Annotated in this window: 29 protein-coding genes; 3 read left to right on the top strand and 26 right to left on the bottom strand. The window is 65.0% G+C overall.

Annotated elements, in window-relative coordinates:
• Window positions 1-5: 5 nt before the first annotated feature.
• The 22 genes from nagZ to V9K97_RS06815 form a co-directional block, all read right to left on the bottom strand.
• Window positions 6-1,100, bottom strand: coding sequence for a beta-N-acetylhexosaminidase (gene nagZ, locus V9K97_RS06920; RefSeq protein ID WP_337317180.1), 1,095 nt, complete (start codon window positions 1,098-1,100; stop codon window positions 6-8).
• Window positions 1,097-1,498 carry a holo-ACP synthase gene (gene acpS, locus V9K97_RS06915; protein WP_126745761.1) on the bottom strand — a complete coding sequence of 134 codons (402 nt, stop codon included), beginning with the start codon at window positions 1,496-1,498 and terminating at the stop codon, window positions 1,097-1,099. Before acpS ends, nagZ begins: the two co-directional genes overlap by 4 nt.
• Window positions 1,499-1,511: 13 nt before the next feature.
• Window positions 1,512-2,276 carry a pyridoxine 5'-phosphate synthase gene (locus V9K97_RS06910; RefSeq protein ID WP_337317178.1) on the bottom strand — a complete coding sequence of 255 codons (765 nt, stop codon included), beginning with the start codon at window positions 2,274-2,276 and terminating at the stop codon, window positions 1,512-1,514.
• Complete coding sequence (gene recO, locus V9K97_RS06905) at window positions 2,273-3,046, bottom strand: DNA repair protein RecO (protein WP_337309321.1); 774 nt, start codon at window positions 3,044-3,046, stop codon at window positions 2,273-2,275. The genes V9K97_RS06910 and recO overlap by 4 nt, the downstream gene beginning before the upstream one ends.
• Before the next feature lies 1 nt (window position 3,047).
• Window positions 3,048-4,016: a GTPase Era gene (gene era, locus V9K97_RS06900; protein WP_337317176.1), complete on the bottom strand. Its 969-nt coding sequence runs from the start codon at window positions 4,014-4,016 to the stop codon at window positions 3,048-3,050.
• 7 nt (window positions 4,017-4,023) lie between these two features.
• Window positions 4,024-4,710 carry a ribonuclease III gene (rnc, locus tag V9K97_RS06895; RefSeq protein ID WP_126745757.1) on the bottom strand — a complete coding sequence of 229 codons (687 nt, stop codon included), beginning with the start codon at window positions 4,708-4,710 and terminating at the stop codon, window positions 4,024-4,026.
• A 17-nt stretch (window positions 4,711-4,727) separates the two neighbouring features.
• Window positions 4,728-5,096: a DUF4845 domain-containing protein gene (locus V9K97_RS06890; protein WP_126745756.1), complete on the bottom strand. Its 369-nt coding sequence runs from the start codon at window positions 5,094-5,096 to the stop codon at window positions 4,728-4,730.
• Between the two features lie 31 nt (window positions 5,097-5,127).
• Window positions 5,128-6,093: a signal peptidase I gene (lepB, locus tag V9K97_RS06885; RefSeq protein WP_157612811.1), complete on the bottom strand. Its 966-nt coding sequence runs from the start codon at window positions 6,091-6,093 to the stop codon at window positions 5,128-5,130.
• A gap of 10 nt (window positions 6,094-6,103) precedes the next feature.
• A complete protein-coding gene (gene lepA / locus V9K97_RS06880; protein WP_258504750.1) occupies window positions 6,104-7,915 on the bottom strand; it encodes a translation elongation factor 4 in 1,812 nt (603 codons plus the stop codon).
• 521 nt (window positions 7,916-8,436) lie between these two features.
• On the bottom strand, window positions 8,437-9,936 hold the full coding sequence (locus tag V9K97_RS06875) for a DegQ family serine endoprotease (protein WP_258504749.1): 1,500 nt from the start codon (window positions 9,934-9,936) through the stop codon (window positions 8,437-8,439).
• Window positions 9,937-10,029: 93 nt separating this feature from the next.
• Window positions 10,030-11,097: a MucB/RseB C-terminal domain-containing protein gene (locus V9K97_RS06870; protein WP_443302783.1), complete on the bottom strand. Its 1,068-nt coding sequence runs from the start codon at window positions 11,095-11,097 to the stop codon at window positions 10,030-10,032.
• Between the two features lie 20 nt (window positions 11,098-11,117).
• Window positions 11,118-11,783: a sigma-E factor negative regulatory protein gene (locus V9K97_RS06865; RefSeq protein ID WP_258504746.1), complete on the bottom strand. Its 666-nt coding sequence runs from the start codon at window positions 11,781-11,783 to the stop codon at window positions 11,118-11,120.
• A gap of 17 nt (window positions 11,784-11,800) precedes the next feature.
• On the bottom strand, window positions 11,801-12,475 hold the full coding sequence (gene rpoE / locus V9K97_RS06860; protein WP_258504745.1) for an RNA polymerase sigma factor RpoE: 675 nt from the start codon (window positions 12,473-12,475) through the stop codon (window positions 11,801-11,803).
• A gap of 9 nt (window positions 12,476-12,484) precedes the next feature.
• Entirely contained in the window at window positions 12,485-12,967 is a 483-nt protein-coding gene (locus V9K97_RS06855; protein ID WP_337317174.1) for a hypothetical protein, read from the bottom strand.
• A gap of 13 nt (window positions 12,968-12,980) precedes the next feature.
• On the bottom strand, window positions 12,981-14,225 hold the full coding sequence (gene fabF, locus V9K97_RS06850; RefSeq protein WP_337317172.1) for a beta-ketoacyl-ACP synthase II: 1,245 nt from the start codon (window positions 14,223-14,225) through the stop codon (window positions 12,981-12,983).
• Between the two features lie 96 nt (window positions 14,226-14,321).
• Entirely contained in the window at window positions 14,322-14,561 is a 240-nt protein-coding gene (gene acpP / locus V9K97_RS06845; protein WP_007830471.1) for an acyl carrier protein, read from the bottom strand.
• A gap of 103 nt (window positions 14,562-14,664) precedes the next feature.
• Window positions 14,665-15,408, bottom strand: coding sequence for a 3-oxoacyl-ACP reductase FabG (gene fabG, locus V9K97_RS06840; RefSeq protein WP_337317170.1), 744 nt, complete (start codon window positions 15,406-15,408; stop codon window positions 14,665-14,667).
• Window positions 15,409-15,435: 27 nt separating this feature from the next.
• Window positions 15,436-16,389, bottom strand: a complete 954-nt coding sequence (gene fabD / locus V9K97_RS06835; RefSeq protein ID WP_337317168.1) for an ACP S-malonyltransferase — start codon at window positions 16,387-16,389, stop codon at window positions 15,436-15,438.
• Window positions 16,390-16,440: 51 nt separating this feature from the next.
• Window positions 16,441-17,418: a beta-ketoacyl-ACP synthase III gene (locus V9K97_RS06830; protein WP_337295562.1), complete on the bottom strand. Its 978-nt coding sequence runs from the start codon at window positions 17,416-17,418 to the stop codon at window positions 16,441-16,443.
• Window positions 17,418-18,515 carry a phosphate acyltransferase PlsX gene (gene plsX, locus V9K97_RS06825; protein ID WP_337317166.1) on the bottom strand — a complete coding sequence of 366 codons (1,098 nt, stop codon included), beginning with the start codon at window positions 18,513-18,515 and terminating at the stop codon, window positions 17,418-17,420. Before plsX ends, V9K97_RS06830 begins: the two co-directional genes overlap by 1 nt.
• Window positions 18,516-18,576: 61 nt before the next feature.
• Complete coding sequence (gene rpmF, locus V9K97_RS06820) at window positions 18,577-18,759, bottom strand: 50S ribosomal protein L32 (RefSeq protein WP_007830466.1); 183 nt, start codon at window positions 18,757-18,759, stop codon at window positions 18,577-18,579.
• Window positions 18,760-18,905: 146 nt separating this feature from the next.
• Complete coding sequence (locus tag V9K97_RS06815) at window positions 18,906-19,463, bottom strand: YceD family protein (RefSeq protein ID WP_337317164.1); 558 nt, start codon at window positions 19,461-19,463, stop codon at window positions 18,906-18,908.
• Window positions 19,464-19,544: 81 nt separating this feature from the next.
• Between V9K97_RS06815 and V9K97_RS06810 the strand changes: the two genes are divergently transcribed.
• Genes V9K97_RS06810 through V9K97_RS06800 form a run of 3 tightly spaced genes read left to right on the top strand, consistent with a single transcriptional unit; the run spans window position 19,545 to window position 22,047 of the window.
• Window positions 19,545-20,126, top strand: coding sequence for a Maf family protein (locus V9K97_RS06810; RefSeq protein WP_337317162.1), 582 nt, complete (start codon window positions 19,545-19,547; stop codon window positions 20,124-20,126).
• Window positions 20,123-20,887 carry an SAM-dependent methyltransferase gene (locus tag V9K97_RS06805; protein WP_337317160.1) on the top strand — a complete coding sequence of 255 codons (765 nt, stop codon included), beginning with the start codon at window positions 20,123-20,125 and terminating at the stop codon, window positions 20,885-20,887. Before V9K97_RS06810 ends, V9K97_RS06805 begins: the two co-directional genes overlap by 4 nt.
• Before the next feature lie 2 nt (window positions 20,888-20,889).
• The gene (locus tag V9K97_RS06800) at window positions 20,890-22,047 is read left to right on the top strand and encodes an MFS transporter (RefSeq protein WP_337317159.1); all 1,158 of its coding nucleotides are present in this window, start codon (window positions 20,890-20,892) and stop codon (window positions 22,045-22,047) included.
• A 21-nt stretch (window positions 22,048-22,068) separates the two neighbouring features.
• On the opposite strand, the gene V9K97_RS06795 is transcribed toward V9K97_RS06800, so the two are convergent.
• From V9K97_RS06795 to V9K97_RS06780, 4 genes are read right to left on the bottom strand one after another with little or no spacing between them, the layout of a single operon-like run.
• Window positions 22,069-23,112, bottom strand: coding sequence for a S49 family peptidase (locus tag V9K97_RS06795; RefSeq protein WP_258504729.1), 1,044 nt, complete (start codon window positions 23,110-23,112; stop codon window positions 22,069-22,071).
• Window positions 23,113-23,114: 2 nt separating this feature from the next.
• On the bottom strand, window positions 23,115-23,486 hold the full coding sequence (locus V9K97_RS06790) for a Rieske (2Fe-2S) protein (protein ID WP_337317156.1): 372 nt from the start codon (window positions 23,484-23,486) through the stop codon (window positions 23,115-23,117).
• 14 nt (window positions 23,487-23,500) lie between these two features.
• Window positions 23,501-24,172: an HAD family hydrolase gene (locus V9K97_RS06785; RefSeq protein ID WP_126745738.1), complete on the bottom strand. Its 672-nt coding sequence runs from the start codon at window positions 24,170-24,172 to the stop codon at window positions 23,501-23,503.
• Entirely contained in the window at window positions 24,165-25,277 is a 1,113-nt protein-coding gene (locus tag V9K97_RS06780) for an RluA family pseudouridine synthase (protein ID WP_258504726.1), read from the bottom strand. Before V9K97_RS06780 ends, V9K97_RS06785 begins: the two co-directional genes overlap by 8 nt.
• Between the last annotated feature and the right edge of the window lie 472 nt (window positions 25,278-25,749).

Below are 25,749 nucleotides of genomic sequence, written 5' to 3'. Positions count from 1 at the left end.
AGGCCTCAGGCGCTGGCCAGGCCGGCCTTCGCCAGTACTTGCCTTGCTTGCCTGTATCCCGTCGAGCCGACGAGCGCATTCCAGTCGGCGTGCGCTGCATCGGGGAGCAGCCCCCGCCGGCGCGCTTCACTAGCGGCTTCGGGCTGCCAACGCCCTGCCTTGGCCGCGCCGCCAAAGTCGTCGAGCAGCTCGTCGAGCGCCCGTCCTTCGCCGATGCTCTGGTTGCACAGCATCGCCAGGTCGCAGCCCGCATCGAGCGCCGCCAACGCCGCATCGGCATAGCTCAGCAGTTCGCCGCCGATGTACCGCCCGGCCTCCATGCTCAAGTCGTCACTGAAGATCGCCCCGTCGAAGGCGAGCCGGGTGCGCAACACATCCTTCAGCCATTTCGAAGAGAAACCGGCAGGCCGCTTGTCCACCTTGGGGTAGATCACGTGTGCCGGCATCACGGCCGTGAGCGTGCCCGCCAGCCAGTCGAACGGCCGTGCGTCGTCTTCCAGGATCGCCTTCAATCCGCGGCGGTCGACCGGAATCTCGACGTGCGAATCGGCCGTGACGAAGCCATGTCCCGGAAAATGCTTGCCGCAGTTGCGCATGCCCATCTGCAGCATGCCGTGCATCACGCTCTTGGCCAGCAGCGCCACCACCCGGGGGTCACGGTGAAAGCTGCGGTCGCCGATCACGCTGCTGCCGCCGTGGTCGAGGTCGAGCACCGGCGCAAAGCTGAAGTCGATGCCGCAGGCGCGCAGCTCGGCCGCAAGCACCTGGCCCGTTGCCGTTGCGGCCTGCGCGGCGCGCATCGCATCGCGCATCCACAGCTCGCCCAGGGCGCGCATCGAGGGAAGGCGCGTGAAGCCGTCGGTACGAAACCGCTGAACGCGGCCGCCTTCGTGGTCGACACAGATCAGCAGATCGGGGCGGATGGCCTTCAGCTCTGCATTGAGCGCGGTCATTTGCGCGCGGTCCCGCCAGTTGCGGGCGAAATGGATCACGCCACCGACCAAGGGGTTTGCTACCCGGCGGCGATCCGCATCATTGAGTTCCGTGCCCGCCACATCGATGATCAGCGGCGCGTGAAGGGTTGTCGTTGCCAGGGTCATGCCTCGTTCTTGTATTCGACCACGACGAAGCTCGCGGCATATTCGGTTTCGTCGGTCACCGTCACGTGCGCCGTGAGGCCCTTGGCCTCGAACCACTCCTTGAGCTCACCATGCAGCACGATGACGGGCTTGCCGCTGCGCAGGTTCGCAATCTCACACAGGCGCCAGGTCATCGGCATGCGCATGCCCAGGCCTATGGCCTTGCTGAAGGCCTCCTTGGCGGAAAAGCGGGTGGCCAGATAACTCAGGCCGCGCTTGGGCCAGCGCTCGCTGCGGGCCTTCCACACTGCGAACTCGGCATCGCTGAGCACCCGGTGGGCAAAGCGCTCGCCCTGCCGCTCGAAGGTGGCGGCGATGCGACGCAGGTCGCAGATGTCGGTACCAATGCCGTAGATCATGCCGCTGGAGCGCTTACTTGGCTTCGTCGATGCAGCGCAGGTACTCCCGCGTGGTGGCCGCGTAGCCCAATTCAAGCGCATCGGCGATGAAGGCGTGACCGATCGAGACCTCCTGGACGCCGCGCACGGCACGCAGGAAAGCGGTCAGGTTGTCGCGGCTCAGGTCGTGGCCCGCGTTGATGCCGAGGCCCGCAGCCTGCGCCGCACGGGCCGATTCGACGTAGCGCGCAAGCACGGCCGCTTCGTTCGAAGTGCCGCGCGATGCGGCATAGCCCTCGGTGTACAGCTCGACGCGGTCGGCGCCCACGGCCTTCACCGCGGCCATCATCTCGGGGATCGGGTCCATGAACAGGCTCACGCGGACGCCCAGCGCCTTGGCTTCGGCGATCACCGGACGCAGGCGCTCGGCGTCTTCGGGAAAGCTCCAGCCATGGTCGCTGGTCGATTGGGATTCGCTGTCGGGCACAAAAGTGGCCTGGTGCGGCTTCAGTTCGCGCACGAAGTCCATCAGGTTGTGGAACGGATTGCCCTCGATGTTGAACTCGATACCCGGCCAGTCCTTCGCGAGCAGCGCGGAGAGGTCGCTCACGTCGTGCGCGCGGATGTGGCGCGCGTCCGGCCGCGGATGCACCGTGATGCCGTGCGCACCGGCGGCCAGGCAGGCGCTGGCGGCCTTGAGCACGCTCGGAATGCCCAGGTGGCGCGTGTTGCGCACAAGGGCCACCTTGTTGAGGTTGACCGACAGCGAAGTGGTAGCGGAATGGCCGGAAGTGCTCATAGGGCTTGCAAATCTCTCATCATCTGCCGCGTGCGCAGCGTGGACACACCGCAATGGTAGTTGAGCAAGGCGCGCAGCTGGTTTCTGAGGGCACTGTTGCTGCCGGCGTTCATGGTGGCCACCTCTCGCAGCGTGGCGGTGAAGGGGGCGCGGTCATCGAGCACGCCCTGCAGCGATTGCCAATCGGCACCGGCCAGGGCCGCCTCGCCCTCGCCCGCCAGCCGCAAGCCGGCCTCCGGCACCAGGCTGTAGCGTGCCTCGGCCACCAGCGGTTCGAGCGTGAGGGTCTGCACATCGAGCGACGGCAAGAGGCCCACTTCGCGCAACAGCAGCAGCTCGAAAGCGCGCAGCGCGGCGGCCTGGGTTGCCGCCTGCGCGCCGGCGTGGTCGCCCGCCAGCACCTGCACCACGCCCGCGTAGGCGTCGAACAGCGCCTCATGGGCATCGTCCCGCGCCAGCAGGCGCAGCAGCAGTTCGTTGACGTAGTAGCCCGAGAGCAGCGCCTCGCCTGTCGGCATGACATGGCCGCCCATCCACTCGGCTCCCTTGAGCGTGCGGATCTCGGCGTCGCCGCCATAGTTGAGTTGCAGCGGCTGCAGCGGCAGCAGCACCGGCCTGAAGTTGGAGCTCGGCCGCTTGGCACCCTTGGCCACGAGCGCAATGCGCCCGTGGTGGCGGGTGAAGACCTCGAGGATCAGGCTCGATTCGCTCCAGTCGTAGCGATGGAGCACATACGCCGGTTCGTGCGAGACGCGGTGGGCGGTCGCCACTTCATTCGTAGCCGAACGAGCGCACGCGCGCTTCGTCGTCGGCCCAGCCGGACCGCACCTTGACCCACAGTTCGAGGAAAACCTTGGCGTCGGCCAGCTTCTCGAGCTCGACACGGGTTTCCATGCCGATGCGCTTGATGCGCTCGCCCTTGTCGCCGATGACCATGGCCTTGTGGCCGTCGCGTTCCACCACGATGGTGGCGGCAATGCGTAGCAGGCGCTTCTGGCCCTTTTTCTGCGGCGGCTCTTCCTCGAACTTGTCGATGATCACGGTCGAGGTGTAGGGCAGTTCATCGCCGGTCAAACGGAACAGCTTTTCGCGCACCAGCTCGCCGGCAAGGAATTTCTCGCTGCGGTCGGTGAGCTCGTCCTCGGCGTAGAACCAAGGCTGTTCGGGCAGGTATTTTTCGCAGATGCCGAACAGGCGCTCGACATCCTTCGGATTCTTGGCCGACATGGGCACGAACTCGGCAAAGGGGTGCTTCGCCTGCATGGTCTGCAGCCAGGGCGCGATGTCGCCGCGGCGGTGCACGTTGTCGAGCTTGTTGGCCAGCAGCACGGTTGGAATGCCCTTGCCGAGCAGCTTGAGCACCCGCTCGTCGGCCGGCGTGAAGCTGCCCGCCTCGACCACGAAAAGAATCAGGTCCACATCGCCGACCGCGCCCTGCACGGTCTTGTTGAGCGACTTGTTCAGCGCATTGGCGTGCAGGGTCTGGAAACCCGGCGTATCCACGAATACGAACTGCGTGGCACCGATGGTGCGCATGCCCGTGATGCGGTGCCGCGTGGTCTGCGCCTTGCGCGAGGTAATGCTGATCTTCTGGCCCACCAGCGCGTTGAGCAGCGTCGACTTGCCCACGTTGGGCTTGCCGACAATGGCCACCAGGCCGCAGTGCTGCGGCCCCGTTGTACCCGTACCGCCCGCTGCGTCTTCGGGGTTTTCTGCTGCTGAATTTATAGCGTCGTTCATTCTGGTTTCACGCGGCCCCGCGTGCCTTGAGCCGGATCAACATGGCCGCCGCGGCAGCCTGCTCGCCGGCGCGGCGCGAGCCACCGATGCCGCGTTCGCGCAGGCCCAGCTCCGGCACCTCGCACTCGACATCGAAAGTCTGTTTGTGCGCGGCGCCGAGCGTGGCCGCTACGCGGTACACCGGCAATTTCATTTTGTGGCCCTGGAGCCATTCCTGCAATTCGGTCTTCGGGTCCTTGGCGGCCGCTTCCATGCGTGGATTGATCTCCACGGACTCATAGAGGCGGCGCACCAGCGCCTCGGCGGCCGCAAAGCCCGCGTCGAGATAGACCGCGCCGATCAGCGCTTCAAGGGCATCGGCCAGGATCGAAGGCCGGTTGGGCCCGCCGGAACGCGCTTCGCCCTCCCCAAGCCGAAGCAGCGGCGACAGCTGCAGTTCGAGCGCCAGGCGGTGCAGCGTGTCCTGCTTGACCAGGTTGGCCCGCACGCGCGACAGATCGCCTTCGGGCAGGGCCGACAGGCGGGTGTAGAGCAGGTGCGAAACCGCGAGGTTGAGCACCGAGTCGCCGAGAAACTCCAGGCGCTCGTTGTGGTCAGCCGAAAAACTGCGGTGCGTGAGCGCGAGCTGAAGCAGCCGCGTGTCGGAGAACGAATGCTTGAGGCGCTCCTGCAGCGCTACGAGGCCGCCGTCCACCTTGCGTGTCGCCGCGTTCAGCGGGTCTCGCCTTTGTACTTGAGCACCAGGTAGGCCGGGCCGAACAGCGGAATTTCCCGCTCGTAGGCATACGACACGACAACCTTGTCGCCGACCTTCTTGATGTCGAGGTCCTTGCCCGAGACGGACTTGAAGTCGTCGATGGCTTGAGCCCGGTCGAAGATGGCGCGCACTTCGGGCACGGTGGTGCCTTCCTTGGCCTTGTTGGCGGCCTTGTCGATGGCCTGGTACTCGATCAGCGTTGGAATGACCTGCGCGATGACCACGCCAAGGCAACCCAGCACCACGGCGACAAACACCAGACCGATGAACGAGATGCCGCGCTGGTGCGCGGCCCTGCTGCGGATGGACCGATTTGTTCTCATGCCCTCTTACCCCTCGAACAATGCTGATTACTTATTGAAATGGACCGATGCGACCCAGATCGCCGAAGTTCATCCACACAAAGAACGCCCTGCCCACGATGTTCTTGTCCGGCACGAAACCCCAGAACCGGGAGTCCGCCGAATTATCGCGGTTGTCGCCCATCATGAAGTAATTGCCGGCGGGCACCTTGCAGACCACGCCTTCGACCGAATAGCGGCAGTTTTCGCGGTAGGGAAAGTCGGTGGCGCCCTGGACGAAAGCCGGGCCGGCGTCGTCGTTGAGGAGCCTGTGCTGCTTGCCGCCGAGGTCTTCGGTGAACTGCTTGAGCAGGCGCATCGAGTCGCCGTCGAGGTAGTCGGGCATCGGGTTCTTGGAAACCGGCTGTCCGTTGATCGTGAGCTTCTTGTTCAGGTAGGCCACCTCGTCGCCCGGAATGCCGACTACGCGCTTGATGTAGTCCATGCTGGGCTTGGGCGGGTAGCGGAACACCACCACGTCGCCGCGCGCCAGCGGCGTGCCGTCGGTGATCTTGGTGTTGATGACCGGCAGCCGGAGGCCGTAGGTGAACTTGTTGACCAGGATCAGGTCGCCGGTGAGGAGCGTCGGCATCATCGAACCCGACGGGATCTTGAAGGGCTCGTACAGGAACGAGCGCAGCAGGAACACCACCAGGATCACCGGGAACAGCCCGGCCGTCCAGTCGAGCCACCACGGCTGCATGAGCAGGCGCTCGCTCGCCTTGGCGTCGACCGTGTCCACCTGCGTGATGCCCTGGCCGGCCAGGCGGGCGTTGCGCTCGCTCAGCGAAGCCTCGAGCGCGGCGGCGGCGCGTTCGCGGCGCGGCAGGAAGTAGAAGCGCTCGGCCAACCAGTAGAGCCCGGTGACCACGGTGGCGCAGAACAGAAGCAGCGCGAAGTTGCCTTCGATGGCACCAAAGTACCAGGCACCGACGTAGCCGGTGAAGGCCGCGAGGACCAGAGTAGTAATGAATGCCATTTTTTGAGAATCAGTCTTCGACTTGCAGAATCGCGAGGAAGGCCTCTTGCGGGACCTCGACGGAGCCGATCTGCTTCATTCTTTTCTTGCCCGCTTTCTGCTTCTCGAGCAGCTTCTTCTTGCGGGTGATGTCGCCGCCGTAGCACTTGGCAAGAACGTTCTTGCGCAGCGCCTTGATTGTCTCACGCGCAATGATGTTCACCCCGATGGCCGCCTGGATGGCAACGTCGAACATCTGGCGCGAAATGATCTCGCGCATCTTCGACACCACCGCCCGGCCGCGGTACTGCGACTGGGTGCGGTGCACGATGATGGACAGCGCGTCGACCTTCTCGCCGTTCAGCAGGATGTCGACCTTGACCACGTCGGACGCTCGGTACTCCTTGAACTCGTAGTCCATGGAGGCGTAGCCGCGGCTCACCGACTTCAGCTTGTCGAAGAAGTCGAGCACGATTTCGCCCAGCGGCATTTCGTAGGTCAGCATGACCTGGCGGCCGTGGTAGGCCATGTTCATCTGCACGCCGCGCTTCTGGTTGGCCAGCGTCATCACCGCGCCCACGTATTCCTGCGGCATATAGAGGTGCACGGTGACGATCGGCTCGCGAATCTCGCTCATCTTGCCGACGTCGGGCATCTTGGACGGGTTCTCGACCATGATGACTTCGCCGTCGTTGCGCACCACCTGGTACACCACGCTCGGCGCGGTGGTGATCAGGTCCTGGTCGAACTCGCGCTCGAGCCGCTCCTGCACGATTTCCATGTGCAGCAGGCCCAGGAAGCCGCAGCGGAAGCCGAAGCCCAGCGCCTGGCTCACCTCGGGCTCGTAGCGCAGCGACGAGTCGTTGAGCTTGAGTTTTTCCAGCGCGTCGCGCAGCGAGTCGTACTCGCTGGCTTCGGTCGGGTAGAGGCCGGCAAACACCTGCGGCTGGATTTCCTTGAAGCCCGGCAGCGCCTCGGTGGCGGTGGCGGCCGCGCCGCCCGTGCCCGGCTTGATGAGCGTCACGGTGTCGCCGACCTTGGCGGCCTGCAGCTCCTTGATGCCCGCGATGATGTAGCCCACCTCGCCCGCCTCGAGCGATGCGCGCGGTTCGTTGGCCGGCGTGAACACGCCGATGTTGTCGGCGTTGTACATCGCGCCGGACGCCATCATCTTGATGCGCTCGCCCTTCACCAGCCGGCCGTCCACCACGCGCACCAGCATGACCACGCCCACGTACGGATCGAACCAGCTATCGACGATCATCGCGCGCAGCGGGCCGTCGGGGTTGCCGCGCGGCGGCGGCATCTTGTGCACGATGGCTTCGAGGATCTCCTCGATGCCGAGACCTGTCTTGGCGGAACACGGAATCGCATCGGTCGCGTCGATGCCGATCACGTCTTCGACTTCCTTGCGCGCGTTGTCGGGGTCCGCGTTCGGCAAGTCCATCTTGTTGAGCACCGGCACCACTTCGACGCCGAGGTCGAGCGCGGTGTAGCAGTTGGCCACTGTCTGCGCTTCAACGCCTTGCGATGCATCGACGACAAGCAGCGCACCTTCGCACGCCGACAACGAGCGGCTCACTTCATATGAGAAGTCGACGTGGCCCGGCGTGTCGATCAGATTGAGGTTGTAGACCTGTCCGTCGAGCGCCTTGTAATGCAGCGCAGCGGTCTGCGCCTTGATGGTTATCCCACGCTCTTTTTCGATGTCCATCGAGTCGAGCACCTGCGCTTCCATATCGCGTTCCGCGAGACCGCCGCAACGCTGGATCAAGCGATCGGCGAGCGTCGACTTGCCGTGATCGATGTGCGCAATGATCGAAAAATTTCTGATGTGATTCATCAACGGGAACGCTTAAGTACTTGAATTGGCTCGTGCGCAGAGTGCGACAGGCAAGAAAAAAGGGCGCGTCTTCTGGAGACGCGCCCTGAACCAACAAGCAATGGCAACTGCAGTAGTTGGAACTTCATTGTAGGCAAAAAGGGAGGCACGTACATCCGGGGACAGGGTCAAAACGGGTCGTTGCGGGTCCACAACATGAAAGATATAAACAACTTATCCACAGGATCGGTGGAGCACTCGATGAACAACTTGTGGGCGATCTGTGGAGCAGCGGTGGACTGCTGTCTGACATCTCGCATCGTGAAGGAATTCACCTTCCTTATGCATGGACCCACCGCCCAAGGGCTCCTATTCTACCGAAAACCGTCCTAAGCCCATCGATAAGTTAGTGAACACAAACAAAATAACGACTCTTCGCGGCCCGAAATTTTTTTTGGACCGGGCTGTCGAGCGTCGCAAACACCTCAAAAAAAGGCCCCAAACCCGACTGTCGGGTGGGGCCACTTGACGGCAGCGCCAGTTCAGCGTGCAGGTCGGATCAGGGCATATTGCGCCCACTCGCCTCGCCGGAACAGCACGCTGAGCGGCTTGTTCTTGTCGGCCTTGGCCAAGGCGGATTCGAATTCCTTGACGCTCGTCACTTCGATATTGCCCACCGAAAGAATCACGTCGCCCTCGCGAAGACCGGCCCGCGCGGCGGCATCGGTCGCCGCGTCGATACGCACGCCGCGCGCCTTGAGCTCCTTCTTCTGCGCGTCCGTCAGGTCGCTGACCACGAGGCCGATCGACTTTCCGGCGGTGGACGACGGCTTGGCCTGCGGCTCCTCGCGGTCCGACTGGCGCTTGCTCGTTGGCTTGGTCTCGGGGTCGCCTTCCGCCACGGTGATCGAAAGTTCACGCGAGCTGCCGTTGCGGAATACGGTCAGCGTGCTCTTCACGCCCGGCTTGGTGCTGGCCACCGAGCGCGAGAGATCGCTCGGCGTTTCGATGACCTTCTCGCCGTACTTGGTGATGATGTCGCCTTCGCGCACACCGGCCTTGTCGGCCGCCGAGCCCGGCACCACGCTGCTCACCACGGCGCCGCGCGCCTTGCCGAGGCCAAGGGACTCGGCCACGTCCTTCGAGACAGAACCGATGGTCACGCCGATCAGGCCGCGCGAGACGCGGCCGGTGGTGCGCAGCTGGTCGCTGACGCGGATCGCCTCGTCGATCGGGATCGAGAACGAAATGCCCATGTAGCCGCCGGAGCGCGAGTAGATCTGGCTGTTGATGCCGACCACCTCGCCGCGCAGGTTGATGAGCGGGCCGCCCGAATTGCCCGGGTTGATGGCAACGTCGGTCTGGATCAGCGGCACCAGGTCGCCGGTGTCGCGCTGCTTTGCGCTCACGATGCCGGCGGTGACGGTGTTCTCCAGGCCGAAGGGCGAGCCGATGGCCATCACCCATTCGCCGACGCGCAGCTTCGAGATGTCGCCAACCTTCACCACGGGCAAGCCCGTGGCCTCGATCTTGACCACCGCGACGTCGCTGCGCTTGTCGGCGCCGATCAGCTTGGCCTTGAACTCGCGCTTGTCGGTGAGCGTGACCAGGATCTCCGATGCATCCTCGATGACGTGGGCATTGGTCATCACATAGCCGTCCGCCGTCAGGATGAAGCCCGAGCCCACGCCGCGCGGACGCTCTTCTTCCTGGGGCTGCGGCCGGTTGGGACGCGGGCCCGGACGCGGATTGCCGGGCAGCGGCTGTCCGAAGAAGCGCCGGAAGAACTCCTGCATTTCCTCGTCCATTTCTCCACCGCCACCGCTGCGAGAGGAAACCTTCTCGACGGTGCGGATCCCGACCACGGCAGGCCCGACCTGCTCGACCAGATCGGCGAAGTCGGGCAAGCCGCGCGCTTGCGGTGTCTGGGGCGTCTGGGCGATGGCCGACGTTACCGGCAGGAAACCCACGCTGGCCGAACAGGCCAGGCCGAATGCGAAGAGATAGGAACGAAGCTTGTGTCCCTCGACTTTGAACATCATCGGTTTTCTTTCAAAAGAACAGAGCGACCAAAAGAAGAGCTATGAGTCTGTGATGCGGACTTGGTTCAGCGCCAACTGCGCATGTGCGCCGGGTCAACGCGTGCGCGCGAGGCTTTGGGCAAACGCGTTGAGCGTCTGCTGCGGCACCTCGCCCACGGCGGTGAGCCACCAGTCGCTTGCCGGCTCGGGCAACCGCCGGCGAATCGCGTTGGTTGCGCCAATGGTCAGCACGCCGTCGCGCGGTGCACGCTTTTCATCGTAGCGCTCGATGAAAAGCGACACCGAAGCCAGGCCATCGGAGAAAGTCCACTGAACGGTGCGGTCCTGCCCCGTTTTGTCGCCGCCGGCCGGGCGCCGATAGAAGCTGCGCGGCTTGAAGCCGGCCACCGGTGTCTTGAGAACCCAGCCCTCGTCTTGCGCGCTGGTGCGCTCGAGCTCGAGCTTCTCGATGCGGTAACCGCTTGTATTGGTCATCATCTGCGCGAGGGCCTGCGCCTTGACCGGAGCATCGAGCTGCAATTCGGAAAACGCCGATTGCTCCACCACGCGGGAATCGCCGTCCACGGTCTGCAGCTTGATGACGAGACCGGAGCGGCGCTCGCTCCAGATGCGGTAGCCGAAGCGCAGGGTGTCGTGCGGCACCAGCTGCACGACATCGGCGTCGAAGCCCGCCACACGGTCCTTGCCGATGGCGCGGACGTCGTAGAAGTCGCCGATCGACGAATCCGGCTTGTCGGGCAGGTTGGGGAAAAGGTCGAGGTTTTCGCGCTTTTCGACCTTTACGACCTTTGCCTCGGGCAGGAAGGTCATGACGTGGTGGTTGCGCCTGAAAGTCGAGCGCGGCGGCCCCGACAGCGCCTCGATGCGTTCGATCTGCAGGTCGCCGTCGCGCACATGCCAGATGCGCGCGCTCGAAAGATCGCCGCCCGCTGCCGAAACCACGAAAGTGCCCACGTAGTTGCGTTGCCGGGCTCCCGTGTGCATGCGCTGAAGCCACTCGACCACACCCATGGCCGGCGGAGCGTCACCGGCTTGCGCCGAGGCCGCTCCCTTTGCATTCACCGGACCTGAACGGGTCTGTGCGGTCGCGACCTGCGCAAGGCAGAAAGCAGTGAACACCAGCGCGAACGCGCGTACGGAGATCGGCATCTGAACGGTCATTGGGAGCGACAGGCGCGCAATCAGCGCGTGGGCCCCTCGAAGGTCGCGTTGCGCAAAAAGCCCGAAGGCATTTGCGAAGCGCCGCCGGCCTGCTGGTGCGCTTCGAGCAACTGGTCGAGCCGCGGGTCGCGCAGCATGACCTGCGGGCTGCCGTTACCGACCATCACGCGGGTCGGCGTCAGGGTATTGGCCGCAGGCGATTGGCTGTTGACCGCTGCAGCGGCGAGTACCGAATTGGCGGCCGGTTGCTGCTGGGCCGCAATCTGCGCCCCGGAAGACGGGAAACCCGCTCCGTTGCCCACCAATGTCCAGCTGATGGCGGCCACGGCCACCAGCGACGCGGCGCCGGCCACCAGCTTCCAGCGGAACACCGGCTCGTTGGCGGCATCGGCCCTGCGCTGCAGCGTGACCACCTTGGTGGCCGTTACCGGCGCCAGGATCGGGGTTGCAACCACGGGCTCGGCCGCAAGGCGCTGCTGGAACCGGGTCAGGAACGCGTTGCTGTCGCTGCAAGGCGCATGGGCACCCGAGCGCAGAACATCGCCCACGAGGTGATAGGAGCGCCAGGCAGCGCGCGCATCGTCTTCGGCGCAGACGGCTTCGATGGCCCGCGCGAAGTCGTCGCCCTGCAAATGACCGTCCGCCAGTGCGGACACCTGTTCACGAGCCGTCATCGTCTGATTCATTTCATTCACCTGCTTACCTACCAACGCTTGCCCGACTGGTTGTCCAGCAGCGGTTTGACCCTGGCCGAAATGGCCTCGCGCGCCCGGAAAATACGCGAACGCACCGTGCCGATAGGGCAATCCATGACCTCGGCAATCTCTTCGTAACTCATGCCCTCGATCTCGCGAAGGGTGACTGCCTGCCGCAGTTCGGCAGGCAATGCTTCCATGGCCGCTTCGACCACGCTGGCGATTTCGTTTGCCGCCAGCACCGATTCGGGGGTTTCGTCGCTGATTGGTTCGTTTCCGGGGCGGTAAGTTTCATCGTCTTCGTCAGAAGACGGCCGCAAGGCGCTTTCGGAGATGGTGGGGTCGCGCTTCATGTCGACCAGCGCCTTCTTGGCGGTGTTGACCGCAATCCGGTAAAGCCAGGTGTAGAACTGGGCGTCGCCACGGAACTGGTGAAGCGCCCGATAGGCCCGAATAAAGGTTTCCTGCGCGATATCTTCGACCAGGTCGACATCGCGCACCATGCGCCCGATCAGGCGCTCGATCCGGCGCTGGTATTTGATGACCAGCAGCTCGAACGCCTTCTGGTCGCCCGCCACCGTGCGCTGGACGAGCTGGAGATCGACCTCACCCGGGCGCGGCGCCTCGACGGACACATCGGTCAAGCCGGAGTCCGGTGGCACTGGCGGCGGAGAAGTGGTCATCGGGGAGGTTCAGGGCGCGTCGGCCGGCACGGTCCCCCGCCAAGGCTCTGCGGCAGGCGAGGCGGACGGGGGGCGCGAATATACCGCACGGCGCAAATCGCGCCAGCGCTCAGGCTGGGCGCGCTGTTCAATCCATATCCAACGCGCGGCGCGGCCTGGCTCGGTCAGTCGGACCAGCAGCAGCGATTGAAGATCGAGCGCCACGGAAGCCTGCGCGGCATGAACGGCGCGGCCCCAGTCGGTACCCGTCAGGGTCCAATGGAGCCCGTCGAAGTGCAACACGCCAGCGCCGTCGCTTCGCAGGCCGAGCGCGGCCGCGATGCCGGCGAACAGAACACTCAGAACCAGGAGCAGCTGGCGCCAGCCCGCACTATCGAAGAGATAGCAGGAGAGGCCTGCGCAGCAGGCGCCCAGGGCCCAGGTGGCAATCAGTATCCGGGTTGCGCCGCGCGAGCGCCCCACCGGATAGGTCACCGACGGTGCGCTGTGCATGAAAGAGCAACGCTCAAGCGCGCTTGAACACCAGCGTGCCGTTGGTGCCGCCGAAGCCGAAGTTGTTCTTGACCGCGACATCGATCTTGAGATCGCGCGCCGTATTGGCGCAGTAGTCGAGGTCGCACTCCGGGTCCTGGTTGAAGATGTTGATGGTCGGCGGGCTCTTCTGGTGATGCAGTGCGAGCACCGTGAACACCGACTCGATGCCACCGGCACCGCCCAGCAAGTGGCCGGTCATCGACTTGGTCGAGTTCACGACCAGCTTCTTCGCGTGATCGCCGAAAGTCCTCTTGACCGCATTGGTCTCGTTGAGGTCGCCGATCTGCGTGGAAGTGCCATGGGCATTCAGGTACTGCACCTGGTCCGCATTCACGCCCGCATTGGCGAGCGCCATGGCCATCGAGCGGCTCGGGCCGTCGACGTCGGGCGCCGTCATGTGGTACGCGTCGCCGGTCAGGCCGAAGCCCGCCACTTCCGCGTAGATCTTGGCGCCGCGCGCCTTGGCGTGTTCGTACTCTTCGAGCACCAGCACGCCGGCGCCCTCGCCCAGCACGAAACCGTCGCGGTCCTTGTCCCACGGACGCGAGGCCGCGGCGGGATCGTCGTTGCGCGTGCTCAGTGCACGCGGCGCGGTAAAGCCGCCGATGCCGAGCGGAGAAATGGTCGACTCGGCGCCGCCCGCGATCATGACGTCGGCATCGCCGTATTCGATCATGCGCGCCGAGGTGCCGATGGCATGCAGGCCGGTGGTGCAGGCGGTGACCACGGCAATGTTCGGGCCCTTGAAGCCGTACTTGATCGACACGTGGCCCGAGATCATGTTGATGATCGAAGCCGGCACGAAGAACGGCGAAATGCGGCGCGGGCCGCGGCTGGCGTATTCGCCATGCGTCTCTTCGATCATCGGCAGGCCACCGATGCCAGAGCCGATATTGCAGCCGATGCGCACGGCTTCTTCGTACGACAGCGCTTCGCCGGTCGGCAGTCCGCTGTCCTGCACCGCCTGGATGGCGGCGGCAAGCCCCAGATGAATGAAGCGGTCCATGTGGCGCGCTTCTTTCTCCGAGATGTATTGGGTGATGTCGAAACCCTTCACCTCACCTGCGAACTTGCAGGCGAAGGCGCTTGCATCGAATGCGGTGATGTTCGCAATGCCCGACTTCCCGGCCAACAGGTTGGCCCAGGACTCGGTTGCGGTGTTTCCGACAGGAGCGATGCAACCGAGTCCGGTCACGACGACGCGGCGTTTGGTCATGCCGGCAAACCTTTCTGGAAGCGCTGAACAGCTGCTGGCGGCGCGTACGGTGCTTGAAAGAAGCGCCGCCGGCCGTCGCAGTTGCAGCCGGCCCGATCAGGCCTTTTGATTCTTGGTGGCGTAGTCGACGGCGTTTTGCACCGTGGTGATCTTCTCGGCGTCTTCATCCGGAATTTCAATGCCGAATTCGTCTTCGAGTGCCATCACCAGTTCGACCGTGTCGAGCGAGTCCGCGCCGAGGTCGGCCACGAAGGCCTTTTCGTTCGTTACTTGGGACTCTTCCACGCCGAGTTGCTCGGCGATGATTTTCTTGACACGTGCTTCGATATCGCTCATTTGGTTCCCTCTGAGGGTTGTAGGTAATCGGTGGATTTTAGCCGGGCGCATTGTGGCATTTGCCGTGCACCCGGGACGGGGAAAGATTGCGCCTTGCGGCCAATTACATGTGCATGCCGCCGTTGACGTGCAGTTCCTGCCCCGTCACATAGGAAGCCTGCGGAGATGCGAGATACGCCACCGCATGCGCGATGTCGGCCGGCTTGCCCAGGTGGCCCAGCGGAATCTGCTGGAGCAGCGCCTGTTGCTGTGCCTCAGGCAGGCTGGCGGTCATGTCGGTTTCGATGAAACCAGGCGCGACGCAGTTGACCGTGATGTTGCGGCTGCCGAGTTCACGTGCCAGCGCGCGGGTCATGCCGGCAACGCCGGCCTTGGCTGCCGCGTAGTTGGCCTGGCCTGCATTGCCAGAGGCGCCGACCACGCTGGTGATGCTGATGATGCGGCCGTAGCGCTGCTTCATCATCGGGCGAATCACCGCACGCGAAAGGCCGAACACAGCCTTGAGATTGGTGGCGAGCACAGCATCCCAATCCTCGTCCTTCATGCGCATGGCGAGCGTGTCGCGCGTGATGCCGGCGTTGTTGACCAGCACGTGGATGGCGCCATAGGCCTTCACGATCTCGTCGATCAGGGCCTCGACGGCGGCGCCGTCGTTCACGTCAAGTGCGCGGCCGCGGCCGCCGAAGGCGCTGAGCGCCGAAGTGATCTTGGCCGCGCCTTCTTCGGTGGTGCCGGTGCCGACCACCTTGAGGCCGCGCTGGGCGAGCTCGAGTGCAATGGCTGCGCCAATGCCGCGCGATGCGCCGGTGACCAGGGCGACTTGCCCTTCGAATTTGGGAATGCTCATAAAAGAAGTGTCCGGGCCTTTCGCCGTTCAGGCGGCGAGCAGTTGTCGGGTGTCCGCGAGCGTTGCCGGGTCGTACACCGACGCGGCTTCGAGCTCGGGGGCGATGCGCTTGACCATTCCGGCCAGCACCTTGCCGGGCCCGCACTCGATGATGGCGGCTACACCGCGCAGTTTCAAGGCCTGCACGCTTTCAACCCAGCGAACCGGGCCGGCGGCCTGGCGCACCAGGGCTTCGCGGATGCGGGCCGGATCGGTTTCCACGGCCACGTCAATATTGTTGAGTACCGGAATCTGGGGCGCGGCGAGGGTGATGGTGCTGAGCTTTTCGCGCAGCGCTTCGGCCGCGGGCTTCATCAGGCTCGAATGGAACGGCGCCGACACGGGCAACAGCAACGCGCGCTTGGCCCCATTGGCCTTGAGCAGTTCGCAGGCCTTGTCGACGGCCGCCTTGCTGCCCGCGATCACGGTTTGCATCGGATCGTTGAAATTCACGGCTTCGACGATCTCGCCGCTGCCCGCGCCGAAAGACGCGGTGGCTTCCGCGCAGCCCGCCACGACCTTGCCAGCTTCCATGCCCAGAACGGCGGCCATGGCGCCGGTGCCCACAGGCACCGCCTGCTGCATGGCCCGCGCACGAAACCGCACCAGCGGCGCGGCTTGCGCCAGCGTGAGCACGCCGGACGCCACCAGCGCGGAGTATTCGCCCAGAGAATGTCCCGCCACGACGGAAGGGGCTGCGCCGCCTTCGGCCAGCCAGGCGCGCCAAGCCGCCACGCCGGCCACCAGCATGACGGGCTGGGTGTTGGTGGTGAGCGCCAGTTCTTCCTTGGGGCCGTTCTTGATCAGCGTGGCAATGTCTTCGCCCAGCGCCTCGGAGGCCTCGCGCAAGGTTTCGACAACGGCCGGGTGGTCGCCCCAGGCGTCGAGCATGCCGACCGCCTGCGAGCCCTGACCCGGAAAGACAAAAGCGAAGGATTTCATTGTTTTAAAGCGTCATGTCGCACTGCGGCCCCCTACAGGCGCCGCAACACGCTACAAGTTCAATAGCACCGCGCCCCAGGTGAAGCCACCGCCCACGCCTTCGAGCATGACGGTTTCGCCCTTTTTCACCTTGCCGGAGCGCACGGCTTCATCAAGCGCAAGCGGAATCGAGGCGGCCGAGGTATTGCCGTGCTCGTTGACCGTGACGATGAGCTTTTCGCGCGGAAGCTTCAGCTTCTTGGCCGTGCCTTCCATGATGCGGATGTTGGCCTGGTGCGGAATGAGCCAGTCGATGTCGGCGTCGGTCTTGCCGGCCTTTGCGAGCGTGGCACGCGCGGCTTCTTCGAGCACGCGCACTGCGAGCTTGAACACGGCCTGGCCGTCCATATGCAGCAGGGGCGTACCCAGCACGTTGCCGCCGGACACATGGCCCGGCACGCAAAGAATGCCGACGTGCTTGCCGTCCGCATGCAGGTCGCTCGCCAGGATGCCGGGCTCTTCGCTCGCTTCGAGCACCACGGCGCCGGCGCCGTCGCCGAACAGCACGCACGTGGTGCGGTCGTTGAAATCGAGAATGCGCGAGAACACCTCGGCGCCGACCACCAGCGCGCAACGCGCGGTGCCGGTGCGAATCATGGCGTCGGCCACGGTCAGCGCATAGACAAAGCCGCTGCAGACCGCCTGCACGTCGAACGCAGGGCAACCGGCGATGCCGAGCTTGTTCTGAAGGATGGCGGCCGACGACGGAAACACCATGTCGGGCGTCGACGTGGCCACGATGATCAGATCGACCTCTTCCGCCTTGCGTCCCGCAGCCTCGAGGGCGCTTCGGGCGGCTTCAAGGCCGAGATCGCTGCTCGTCACCTCGGGCGCCGCGAAATGGCGCGCGTGGATGCCGGTGCGCTCGACGATCCATTGATCCGAGGTTTCGATGCCGCGCGTTGCCAATTCCTTGGCAAGGTCGTCATTGGTCACCCGGCGCGGAGGCAGATAGCTGCCAGTGCCGGTGATGCGTGAATAAGGGCTCATCAAGCGTGAAGGGCCGTCGCGTCCGCTGGCACCGCTGGCTCCTGCCGCGCGAGCAAAGGCGCGGCGTGGGCGATGCGGGCCCGCACGCGATCGAGCAGGTTGTTGCGAGCGGCATCATAAGCGCGATCCAGCGCATGGCCGAAAGCCACTTCGTCAGCCGAGCCATGGCTCTTGAAAACCAGCCCGCGCAAGCCCAACAAGGCCGCACCGTTGTAACGACGATGATCCAGGCGATTTTTAAACGCTTTTAGCACCGGATAGGCAACGATAGCCGCAGCCTTGGTGAAAATGCTCCGCGAAAATTCCACGCGAATGAATTCGCCGATCATCGACGCGACGCCTTCGCTCGCCTTCAGCGCAACGTTCCCGACAAAACCGTCACACACGACGATGTCGGTCGTGCCCTTGAAGATATCGTTGCCTTCCACGTTTCCGTAGAAGTTGAGATCTTTGGAATTAGCTGCAGTACGAAGCAGTTGACTCGCTTTTTTGATTGTTTCGCTGCCCTTGATGGCTTCTTCGCCCACATTGAGCAAGCCGACCGAAGGCGACTCGTTGCCCGTGAGCGCGGAAACCAGCGCCGAGCCCAGCACGGCAAATTGCAACAAATCTTCGGCGTCGCAATCGACATTCGCACCCAGGTCGAGCACGGTGGTGGCGCCGCCCTTGATGTTCGGCAGTTGCGGAGCGATCGCCGGGCGGTCGATGCCGTCGAGCGTTTTGAGCAGGTAGCGCGCAATTGCCATCAGCGCGCCCGTATTGCCGGCCGAGATCGCGGCTTGGGCGGCACCGTCCTTGACCTGCTGGATTGCGATACGCATCGAAGAGTCTTTCTTCTTGCGCAGTGCAATTTCGACCGGGTCGTCCATGCCCACCACTTCGCTGGCGGCAACGATGCGTGCCCGCGGGTGTTCGCCGAAGGGGGCCAGGGCCGCAGGTGCGCCCACCAGCAGCAGCGAGGCCTCGGCATGCCGATCGAGAAACGCGCGGCAGGCCGCAAGCGTGACGCGCGGCCCATGATCGCCACCCATGCAATCCACGGCTAGCGTGATTGCGGCGGGCGCGGCGGAGGATTCGGAGGAGGAAGACGTAACCATCAAAACAAAGGCCCGACGCTACAGCAAAAGTAGCTTCGGGCCTCGGCCTTGGGATGCGAAATCAGGCTTCGGACTTGTTCTTGAGGACCTGACGGCCACGGTAGAAACCGTTCGGGCTGATGTGGTGACGCAGGTGCGTTTCACCGGTGGTCGGTTCCACGGCAATGCCGGGCACGACCAGCGCATTGTGGGAACGGTGCATGCCGCGCTTGGAAGGCGACTTCTTGTTTTGCTGGACGGCCATGATGGCTCCTGGACTGTTAGGTGAGTGAGTGGATGCGCTCTCTTGCGGTGGCAATACAGGGGCATGTATGGAATGCCTTTGTCTGTCTTGCTGCTCACGGCGGCGCGCGCGAAGCCCATGATTATAGCCCAGCCTGCGAGAAAGGGCTACTTACCCTCTTCCGGCTTGCGCGAACGCAACGCGCCGAGCACCGCAAACGGGTTGGGCTTGGCCTCTTCGGCCGCCTTGAAGTCCTCGTCGCTGGACGAAAGCTGGATTGGCGTGGGGCACACCTCGTGGACGGGCATGACGGGGATTTCCATCAAAAGCTCGTCCTCGATGAGGGCATGCAGGTCGAAATCACGGCTCACGACCAGCAGGTCTTCTTCGGATTCGTCGTCTTCCGCATCCGCCGTGGCCTCATCGGCCACAAAACGGAACCAGCGGTCGGATGCAACAAGCGTATCAACCGGTGCCAGGCAGCGCTGGCACACCAGTGGCACCGTCGTTTCGGCCACCAAGTGCAGCCAGGGTTCGGCCTTGCCGTCAGCGCCGGTGCGTTGCTCGCCGGTCGCCTCCCAGTGCACCAGGGCTTCAGGCGCCGGCGCAGCCAGTTCTTGCGCCAGACGGGAGTAATCAGGTACCGGGTCGTCAGCCGAAAGCACCGCGGCTTCAGCGGCAAAGGCGGCCACGTCGAGCCGCTGGGGAACAAATTCTCTCTTCATTCGCACCAGTCTAGCGCGCCAGCCGGGGGAATTGGCGCAGTGCGGCCAAAGGCTCTTGCGGGCTCACGCACAATCGTCTCCATGCAACGCCCCCTGATTCTTGCCTCGACCTCGCGCTACCGGCGCGAATTGCTGAACCGCCTTCATTTGCCCTTCGACGTGCAGCCCCCGGATGTCGACGAAACCGCGCTTCCCGGCGAAACCCCGCGCGAACTGGCCGAGCGCCTGGCCTTGGAAAAGGCCCGCGCCGTGGCCGCACGCTTTCCCGAGGCCGTGGTGATCGGCTCAGACCAGGTGGCCGACCTGGCCGGCGAGGCGCTCGGCAAGCCCGGCGACCACGCGCGCGCCACGGCCCAGTTGCGCAAGATGCGTGGCCAGACGCTGATATTCCAGACTGCCGTGGCCGTCGTTTGCCAAGCTACAGGCTTCGTCGAACGCGATCTGGCGCCGGTCCGGGTCGTTTTCCGGGACCTCAGCGATGCGGCCATCGAGCGCTACCTGCAGGCCGAACAGCCCTACGACTGCGCGGGCAGCGCCAAGAGCGAAGGACTCGGCATCGCATTGCTGAGCTCCATCGACAGCGATGACCCCACCGCCCTGGTCGGCCTGCCGCTGATTCGCACCTGCCGCATGCTGCGTTCCGCCGGAGTCGAATTGCTGTGACGCCGGGCAAGCTCTATCTCGTACCCGCGCCGCTCGACTTCGGCTGCGACACCCAGGCACCGCTCCAGGACGCCCTGCCCCTCGGCACGCTGCAGGCGGCCGCCGGCATTACCCACTGGATCTGCGAAAACGCCAAGTCGGCCCGCGCGTACCTGAAGCGGATCGATGCCGTCGTTCCACTGGCGGCTCCCCTGCAGGCGCAGGACATCCGGGAGTTGCCGCGCGAAGTGCACAAGAAGGGCGACCACGCCGGCCAATTCGATGCTCGGCCCTTGCTGGCTGCGGCTCTCGAAGGCCACGACATCGGCCTGCTGAGCGAAGCCGGCATGCCGGCAGTGGCAGACCCGGGCTCTTCGGTGGCGCGCGCCGCGCATGACCTGGGCATTGCCGTGGTGCCGCTCACCGGTCCGGTGTCGCTGCTGCTCGCATTGGCTGCGAGCGGCCTCAACGGCCAGAACTTCGCTTTCGTCGGCTACCTGCCCCAGGACTCGGGCGAGCGGCAAAGCCGCATCCGCGAGCTCGAGGCGCTGGCGCTCAAGACCGGCCAGACGCAGCTTTTCATCGAGACCCCCTATCGCAACGCCGCGCTGCTCCAGGCGCTGGTGCAAACGCTCCAGCACAACACCCGCCTTGCGGTGGCGCGCGGCCTCACGCTGGCAACCGCCCACGTGCGCAGCGAAACAGTGAAGGCCTGGCGCGCCAAGGCGCCCGGTACCGCTACGGACGAACGCCTGCCCGCGGTGTTCGCGATCGGGCGTTGACGATGCTGGTCACCGCCAGCACCCGCTGGGCCTCTCGCGCGCAGTTCTTTTCCTCCGGCTTCATCTTTGCGACCTGGGGCGTGCACGTTCCCACCGTCAAAGCCCACTACGGCATCGACGAGGCCCAGCTCGGCCTCGCAATGCTCGCGGCCGGTGCCGGTGCGATGTACGGCTTGACCAGCGCCGGCCGCTGGATCGGGCGCCACGGCCCCCGGCGCATGGCGGCCGTCTGCGGCTGCGTCTACGCACTGCTGTTGGCCGGGCTCATCGCCATGCCCGGCTACCTCGCCCTGCTGGCGTTGCTGGCGGCCTTCGGCCTGGTGACCAGCGTGTTCGACGTGGCGATCAATACCGAAGCGGCGCAGCTCGAACTGCATGGCGGCACGCCGCTGATGAGCGGCATGCACGGCATGTTCAGCCTGGGCGGCATGGCCGGAGCCGCGAGCGGCAGCGCCGCACTCGCGGCAGGCCTGGGCGCGCAGGCGCACCTGCTGTGGGTTGCGGGCGCCATGGCGCTGCTGGTGGCCGTGTCTTCGATGCGCATGCTGCCCAACCCGCCGGCCGCAAGCGATGCAACTGCCGCAGACCGCAAATTCCGGCTGCCCCGTGGCCCGCTAGCGGTGCTGGGCGTGCTGGCGGCCCTGGGCCTGATTGCCGAGGGCGCCATCTACGACTGGAGCGTGCTCTACATGCAGCAGGAACTCGGCAGCCCGCAAAAGCAGGCCGCGCTGGCGTACGCGAGCTTCTCGGCGGCCATGGCGGCCGCGCGCTTCGGCGGGGACGCCATGCGCGCCCGTTTTTCGCCGGCCGCGCTGCTGCTCGGCAGCGGCGTGCTGGCGGCGGCGGCCATGACGCTGGTGCTGCTGACGAATCTTCCGTGGCTTGCGCTGATCGGCTTTGCGGGCGTGGGCGTCGGTTTTGCGAACGTGGTGCCGATTCTGTTCGGCGCATCGGCGCGCGTGCCGGGCGTCGAACCCGCCACCGGCATTGCCGCCGTCTCGGCCGTGGCCTATCTCGGATTCATGGCCGGGCCGGCAGTCATCGGCTTGCTGGCACGGGCCAGTTCGCTGACGGCCGCGCTGTATGTGGTGGTGGTGTTTGCCGTGGCGCTTGCGGCCTCCGCCCGATACACGAACAGCGGCGGCGACCAGCCCGCCTGAGCCGGCCGCAGGGGGAAAGCCTTAGCGCAGCGCCGGGGCGGCGGACTGCAGCGAGCGCACCGTGGCGTCGCCCATGGCGGCGCCGAATTTCTTGGCGAGCTTTTCGGCCACGTTGTCGCGTCGCGTGTAGTCGGTCACCTCTTCGGCCTTGATGACTTCGCGTGCCACGTAGTCCACGTTGCCCAGCTGATCCGCCAGGCCGAACTCGACAGCTTGTTCGCCGCTCCAGAACAGCCCGCTGAAAAGACCGGGGGTGTCGAGCTTGAGGCGGTCGCCCCGCCCGCTTTTCACCACGTTGATGAACTGCTGGTGAATCTGGTTCAGCATGGCCTGGGCGTGCGCACGCTGCGCATCGCTCATGGGGCTGAACGGGTCGAGAAAGCCCTTGTTGTCTCCGGCCGTCAGCAGCCGGCGCTCGACGCCGACCTTTTCCATCACGCCGGTAAAGCCGAACCCGTCCATCAGCACGCCGATGCTGCCGACGATGCTGGCCTTATCGACGAAGATCTTGTCGGTGGCGGCGGCAATGTAATAGGCGGCTGAGGCGCAGGTTTCTTCGACCACGGCATACACCGGCTTCTTGTGCTTGGCCTTCAGCCGCTTGATCTCGTCGCTGATGATGCCCGCCTGCACGGGGCTTCCGCCGGGCGAATTGATGAGCAGCACGATGCCCTTGGCGCCCTCGTCCTCAAAGGCCGTCTTCATTGCGGCAATGACGAATTCGGCGCTCGCGTCGCCGCCGTTGGCAATTTCGCCCTTGATCTCGACAACCGCCGTGTGGGCCGTGGTCTTGGCGGTGCTCGGCGTGCTGCGCGACATGGCCAGCCAGACAAGGAAGATGAAGAAGGCGAGCCACGACAGACGCGTAAAGGTCTTCCAGCGGCGCGCGGCCTTCTGCTCGTTCAAGGAGGCGAAGGCAAGTTTTTCGAGCGTTGCGCGCTCCCACCCGGGACGCTGCGTGGGGTCTTTGGCCATGTTTTTCGGCGCGCCTTGAGAAGACGCAATGGGAGTGGCCGGCTCAAAAGGATCAAAACCTTCAGGTTCCGTGCGGTTCGGGTCGGTCATTGTCAAAAGGTCAGGGGATGGAGGTTCCAGGCAGTATGCCAGTGCACCACGCCGTCACGTTCGCTGAGGGCGATCTTCACCAGGCCGCCGCGGCACGGGCCGCCGGCGCATTCGCCGGTGTCCGGCTTGTAGACCGCGCCGTGGGTGGCGCAGAGCAGCCACTGGCCGCTGTCGTCGAAGAAGCGGTCGGGCTGGAAATCCATTTCCATGGCCACGTGGCTGCATCTGTTCAGGTAAGCGTGCGGCTGCCCTTCGAAGCGCACCGCAAAAGCACGGCAGGTTTCGCCGCCGTAGACCACATCGAACGGTACGGCGAGGCTGCCTTCGACCAGGTCCGAGGCGTTGCAAAGGGGAATCGGCACTTCTTCGCTCATCGCAAGATCTTCGCTCAGGCGTTGTCCAGGAGCCATGCCTCGAGGCTGGCCACCGAGTGGGCAATGAACAGCGGCTTCAGCGCGTCGAAGCTTTCGGGCTCGTGCGCTCCGTAGCTCACGCCCACGCTCGCGCAGCCGGCATTCAGCGCCAGCTGCAGGTCGTGCGTGGTGTCGCCGATCATCAGGGTGCGTTCGGCCGGCACCTCGAGCTCTTCCATGAGCTCCAGCAGCATGCGCGGATGCGGCTTGCCGAATGTCTCGTCGGCGGTGCGCGACGCATCGAAACGGTCGCGCAGCGCGACCGTTTTCAGCGCCTCGTTCAATCCACGGCGCGACTTGCCAGTGGCCACGGCCAGCTTGTGGCCGCGCGCGCGCAGGGCATCGATCATCTGCAGCACGCCGTCGAACAGCACCAGGTCGTCCTGGTGTTGCAGATAGTGATAGCGGTAGCGCGCGCCGAGCTCGGCGTATTTTTCCTTTGGCACATCGGGGGCCGCGCGCGCCAGGGCCTCGGCCAGGCCCAGGCCGATGACCCATGCGGCATCGTTTTCGCTCGGCTTGGCGCCGCCGACATCGATCACGGCCGCCTGAATGCAGCGCACGATGAGCCGGGTGGAGTCGTAAAGCGTGCCGTCCCAATCAAAGGCGATCAGGTCGAAGCGCAGGGGTCGGGAAGAATCAGTCATTGGCCGTGGGAGTGGGATGTTGGGCGAGCGCCTCGAGCGCCTGCGGGGGCATCAAGCCGTGCAGTTCAGGCGGCAGGCCGGCCTGCAGCGCCACGCGCTCGCCGGTCGCTGGGTGGCTGAACTGCAAGCGCCAGGCGTGCAGGAACATGCGCTTGAGGCCGAGTTTTTGCAGCGTGCGCTGGCGCTCGAAGTCGCCGTACTTGTCGTCGCCCGCAATCGGGTGGCCGGCCGAAGCAAGGTGCACGCGAATCTGATGGGTGCGGCCCGTCTTGATGGTGACCGCCAGCAATGACAGCGGCGTGGCGTCGCCCGGCAGCGTGAGCCGCGCCAGCACGCGCACCAGCGTGACGGCGCGCATCGCGTCGGGATGGTCCTTGGCGACCACGCGCACGCGGCGTTCGCCGGCACCGGCGCCGTCGCCCGGCAGCAGATATTTGGCAAGCGGCGCATCGAGCACCTTCTTGTTGGCCGGCCAGGCGCCTTCGACCAGTGCAAGATAGGTCTTGCCCGTTTCCCGGTCGCGGAACTGGTCTTGCAGCGCGACCAGCGCGCTGCGCTTCTTGGCCACCAGCAGGATGCCCGAGGTCTCGCGGTCGAGCCGATGCACCAGCTCCAGGAACTTGGCGGCCGGCCGCGCGGTACGCAGTTGCTCGATCACGCCAAAGCTCACACCGCTGCCGCCATGCACCGCCACGCCGGCGGGCTTGTCAATGGCCAGCACCGCGTCGTCTTCCAGCAACACCGGAAATTCGCGCGCCGGCGCTGGCGGCGTGGCGCCCTCTTCGGCGCGCGGCGATATGCGCACCGGCGGCAGCCGCAGCACATCGCCGGCCTCGATGCGGGTTTCGGCCTGCGCCCGGCCCTTGTTGATGCGCACCTCGCCCGACCGGATGATCCGGTAGACGTGCGTCTTGGGCACGCCCTTCAGGTGGCGGAACAGGAAGTTGTCCAGCCGCTGGCCCGCGGATTCCGCATCCACGGTAATGAATTTGATTGAAGCGTGCGGCGCTGCGGCGTCCACCACGGCCTTTTGGGCCGCGGGATCCGGAACTGCGGGATTTGGAGCGGCCGCGGGGCTTCGCTTCGCACCTATAATGTTTTTCACCAGCGCGGTCGTGTAAGTGCTTGATTAGACAGAAGTTTAGATCACTGCAGTCAAACGCCCAGGACAACGCTGCGAGGTCGATGCCGCTTTGGCGCCGAGACTGCAAACCCCGCGCAATTGCGCAAAGTGGCAGACCCGGCACCCAAGTCAAGCCGACACCCACGAAACACCGATACGGAATACCCAGCCTGCAGCTTCCAAGCTGCCGGCGGATCGAAGCGAGTCCCTTGTGTTGATGCTGCTGATTCAACTGTGCCTGCGTTGGCCCACCTGGCTTTTGCCAGCGGCCTCAGGCATTGAGTCATCCGCACCGCGCGCCACCATTGCGCAACCAGCTATCAATAAGATAGCTGCTCAACACCGAATCTGGCTCGCGCCCATCCACGCGCCCCCACCCCGGCTGTCTTCTTGAACTGACGTTCAAGAGGCCTGTTCGCGCTTGCCGCGGCAGTGACAGCATCCGGGGCCAAGC

Origin of the sequence: Variovorax sp. CCNWLW186 (assembly GCF_037203865.1) — a bacterium.
Taxonomy (GTDB): domain Bacteria; phylum Pseudomonadota; class Gammaproteobacteria; order Burkholderiales; family Burkholderiaceae_C; genus Variovorax.
The sequence above is the reverse complement of the archived record's forward strand: the minus strand, read 5'-3'. Positions and strand labels throughout refer to the sequence as shown.

Coding starts and splice junctions, on each gene's coding strand:
- V9K97_RS06810 (WP_337317162.1), top strand. CDS start 19,545: ATGCAACGCCCCCTGATTCTTGCCTCGACCTCGCGCTACCGGCGCGAA.
- acpS (WP_126745761.1), bottom strand. CDS start 1,498: ATGATCTACGGCATTGGTACCGACATCTGCGACCTGCGTCGCATCGCC.
- lepB (WP_157612811.1), bottom strand. CDS start 6,093: ATGGCATTCATTACTACTCTGGTCCTCGCGGCCTTCACCGGCTACGTC.
- acpP (WP_007830471.1), bottom strand. CDS start 14,561: ATGAGCGATATCGAAGCACGTGTCAAGAAAATCATCGCCGAGCAACTC.
- fabF (WP_337317172.1), bottom strand. CDS start 14,225: ATGACCAAACGCCGCGTCGTCGTGACCGGACTCGGTTGCATCGCTCCT.
- V9K97_RS06870 (WP_443302783.1), bottom strand. CDS start 11,097: ATGACCGTTCAGATGCCGATCTCCGTACGCGCGTTCGCGCTGGTGTTC.
- era (WP_337317176.1), bottom strand. CDS start 4,016: ATGAACGACGCTATAAATTCAGCAGCAGAAAACCCCGAAGACGCAGCG.
- lepA (WP_258504750.1), bottom strand. CDS start 7,915: ATGAATCACATCAGAAATTTTTCGATCATTGCGCACATCGATCACGGC.
- fabD (WP_337317168.1), bottom strand. CDS start 16,389: ATGAAATCCTTCGCTTTTGTCTTTCCGGGTCAGGGCTCGCAGGCGGTC.
- rpoE (WP_258504745.1), bottom strand. CDS start 12,475: ATGACCACTTCTCCGCCGCCAGTGCCACCGGACTCCGGCTTGACCGAT.
- V9K97_RS06890 (WP_126745756.1), bottom strand. CDS start 5,096: ATGAGAACAAATCGGTCCATCCGCAGCAGGGCCGCGCACCAGCGCGGC.
- fabG (WP_337317170.1), bottom strand. CDS start 15,408: ATGAGCATTCCCAAATTCGAAGGGCAAGTCGCCCTGGTCACCGGCGCA.
- V9K97_RS06795 (WP_258504729.1), bottom strand. CDS start 23,112: ATGACCGACCCGAACCGCACGGAACCTGAAGGTTTTGATCCTTTTGAG.
- V9K97_RS06785 (WP_126745738.1), bottom strand. CDS start 24,172: ATGACTGATTCTTCCCGACCCCTGCGCTTCGACCTGATCGCCTTTGAT.
- rpmF (WP_007830466.1), bottom strand. CDS start 18,759: ATGGCCGTCCAGCAAAACAAGAAGTCGCCTTCCAAGCGCGGCATGCAC.
- V9K97_RS06865 (WP_258504746.1), bottom strand. CDS start 11,783: ATGAATCAGACGATGACGGCTCGTGAACAGGTGTCCGCACTGGCGGAC.
- V9K97_RS06855 (WP_337317174.1), bottom strand. CDS start 12,967: ATGCACAGCGCACCGTCGGTGACCTATCCGGTGGGGCGCTCGCGCGGC.
- nagZ (WP_337317180.1), bottom strand. CDS start 1,100: ATGACCCTGGCAACGACAACCCTTCACGCGCCGCTGATCATCGATGTG.
- V9K97_RS06830 (WP_337295562.1), bottom strand. CDS start 17,418: ATGAGCCCTTATTCACGCATCACCGGCACTGGCAGCTATCTGCCTCCG.
- plsX (WP_337317166.1), bottom strand. CDS start 18,515: ATGGTTACGTCTTCCTCCTCCGAATCCTCCGCCGCGCCCGCCGCAATC.
- V9K97_RS06910 (WP_337317178.1), bottom strand. CDS start 2,276: ATGAGCACTTCCGGCCATTCCGCTACCACTTCGCTGTCGGTCAACCTC.
- V9K97_RS06790 (WP_337317156.1), bottom strand. CDS start 23,486: ATGAGCGAAGAAGTGCCGATTCCCCTTTGCAACGCCTCGGACCTGGTC.
- V9K97_RS06815 (WP_337317164.1), bottom strand. CDS start 19,463: ATGAAGAGAGAATTTGTTCCCCAGCGGCTCGACGTGGCCGCCTTTGCC.
- V9K97_RS06875 (WP_258504749.1), bottom strand. CDS start 9,936: ATGATGTTCAAAGTCGAGGGACACAAGCTTCGTTCCTATCTCTTCGCA.
- V9K97_RS06800 (WP_337317159.1), top strand. CDS start 20,890: ATGCTGGTCACCGCCAGCACCCGCTGGGCCTCTCGCGCGCAGTTCTTT.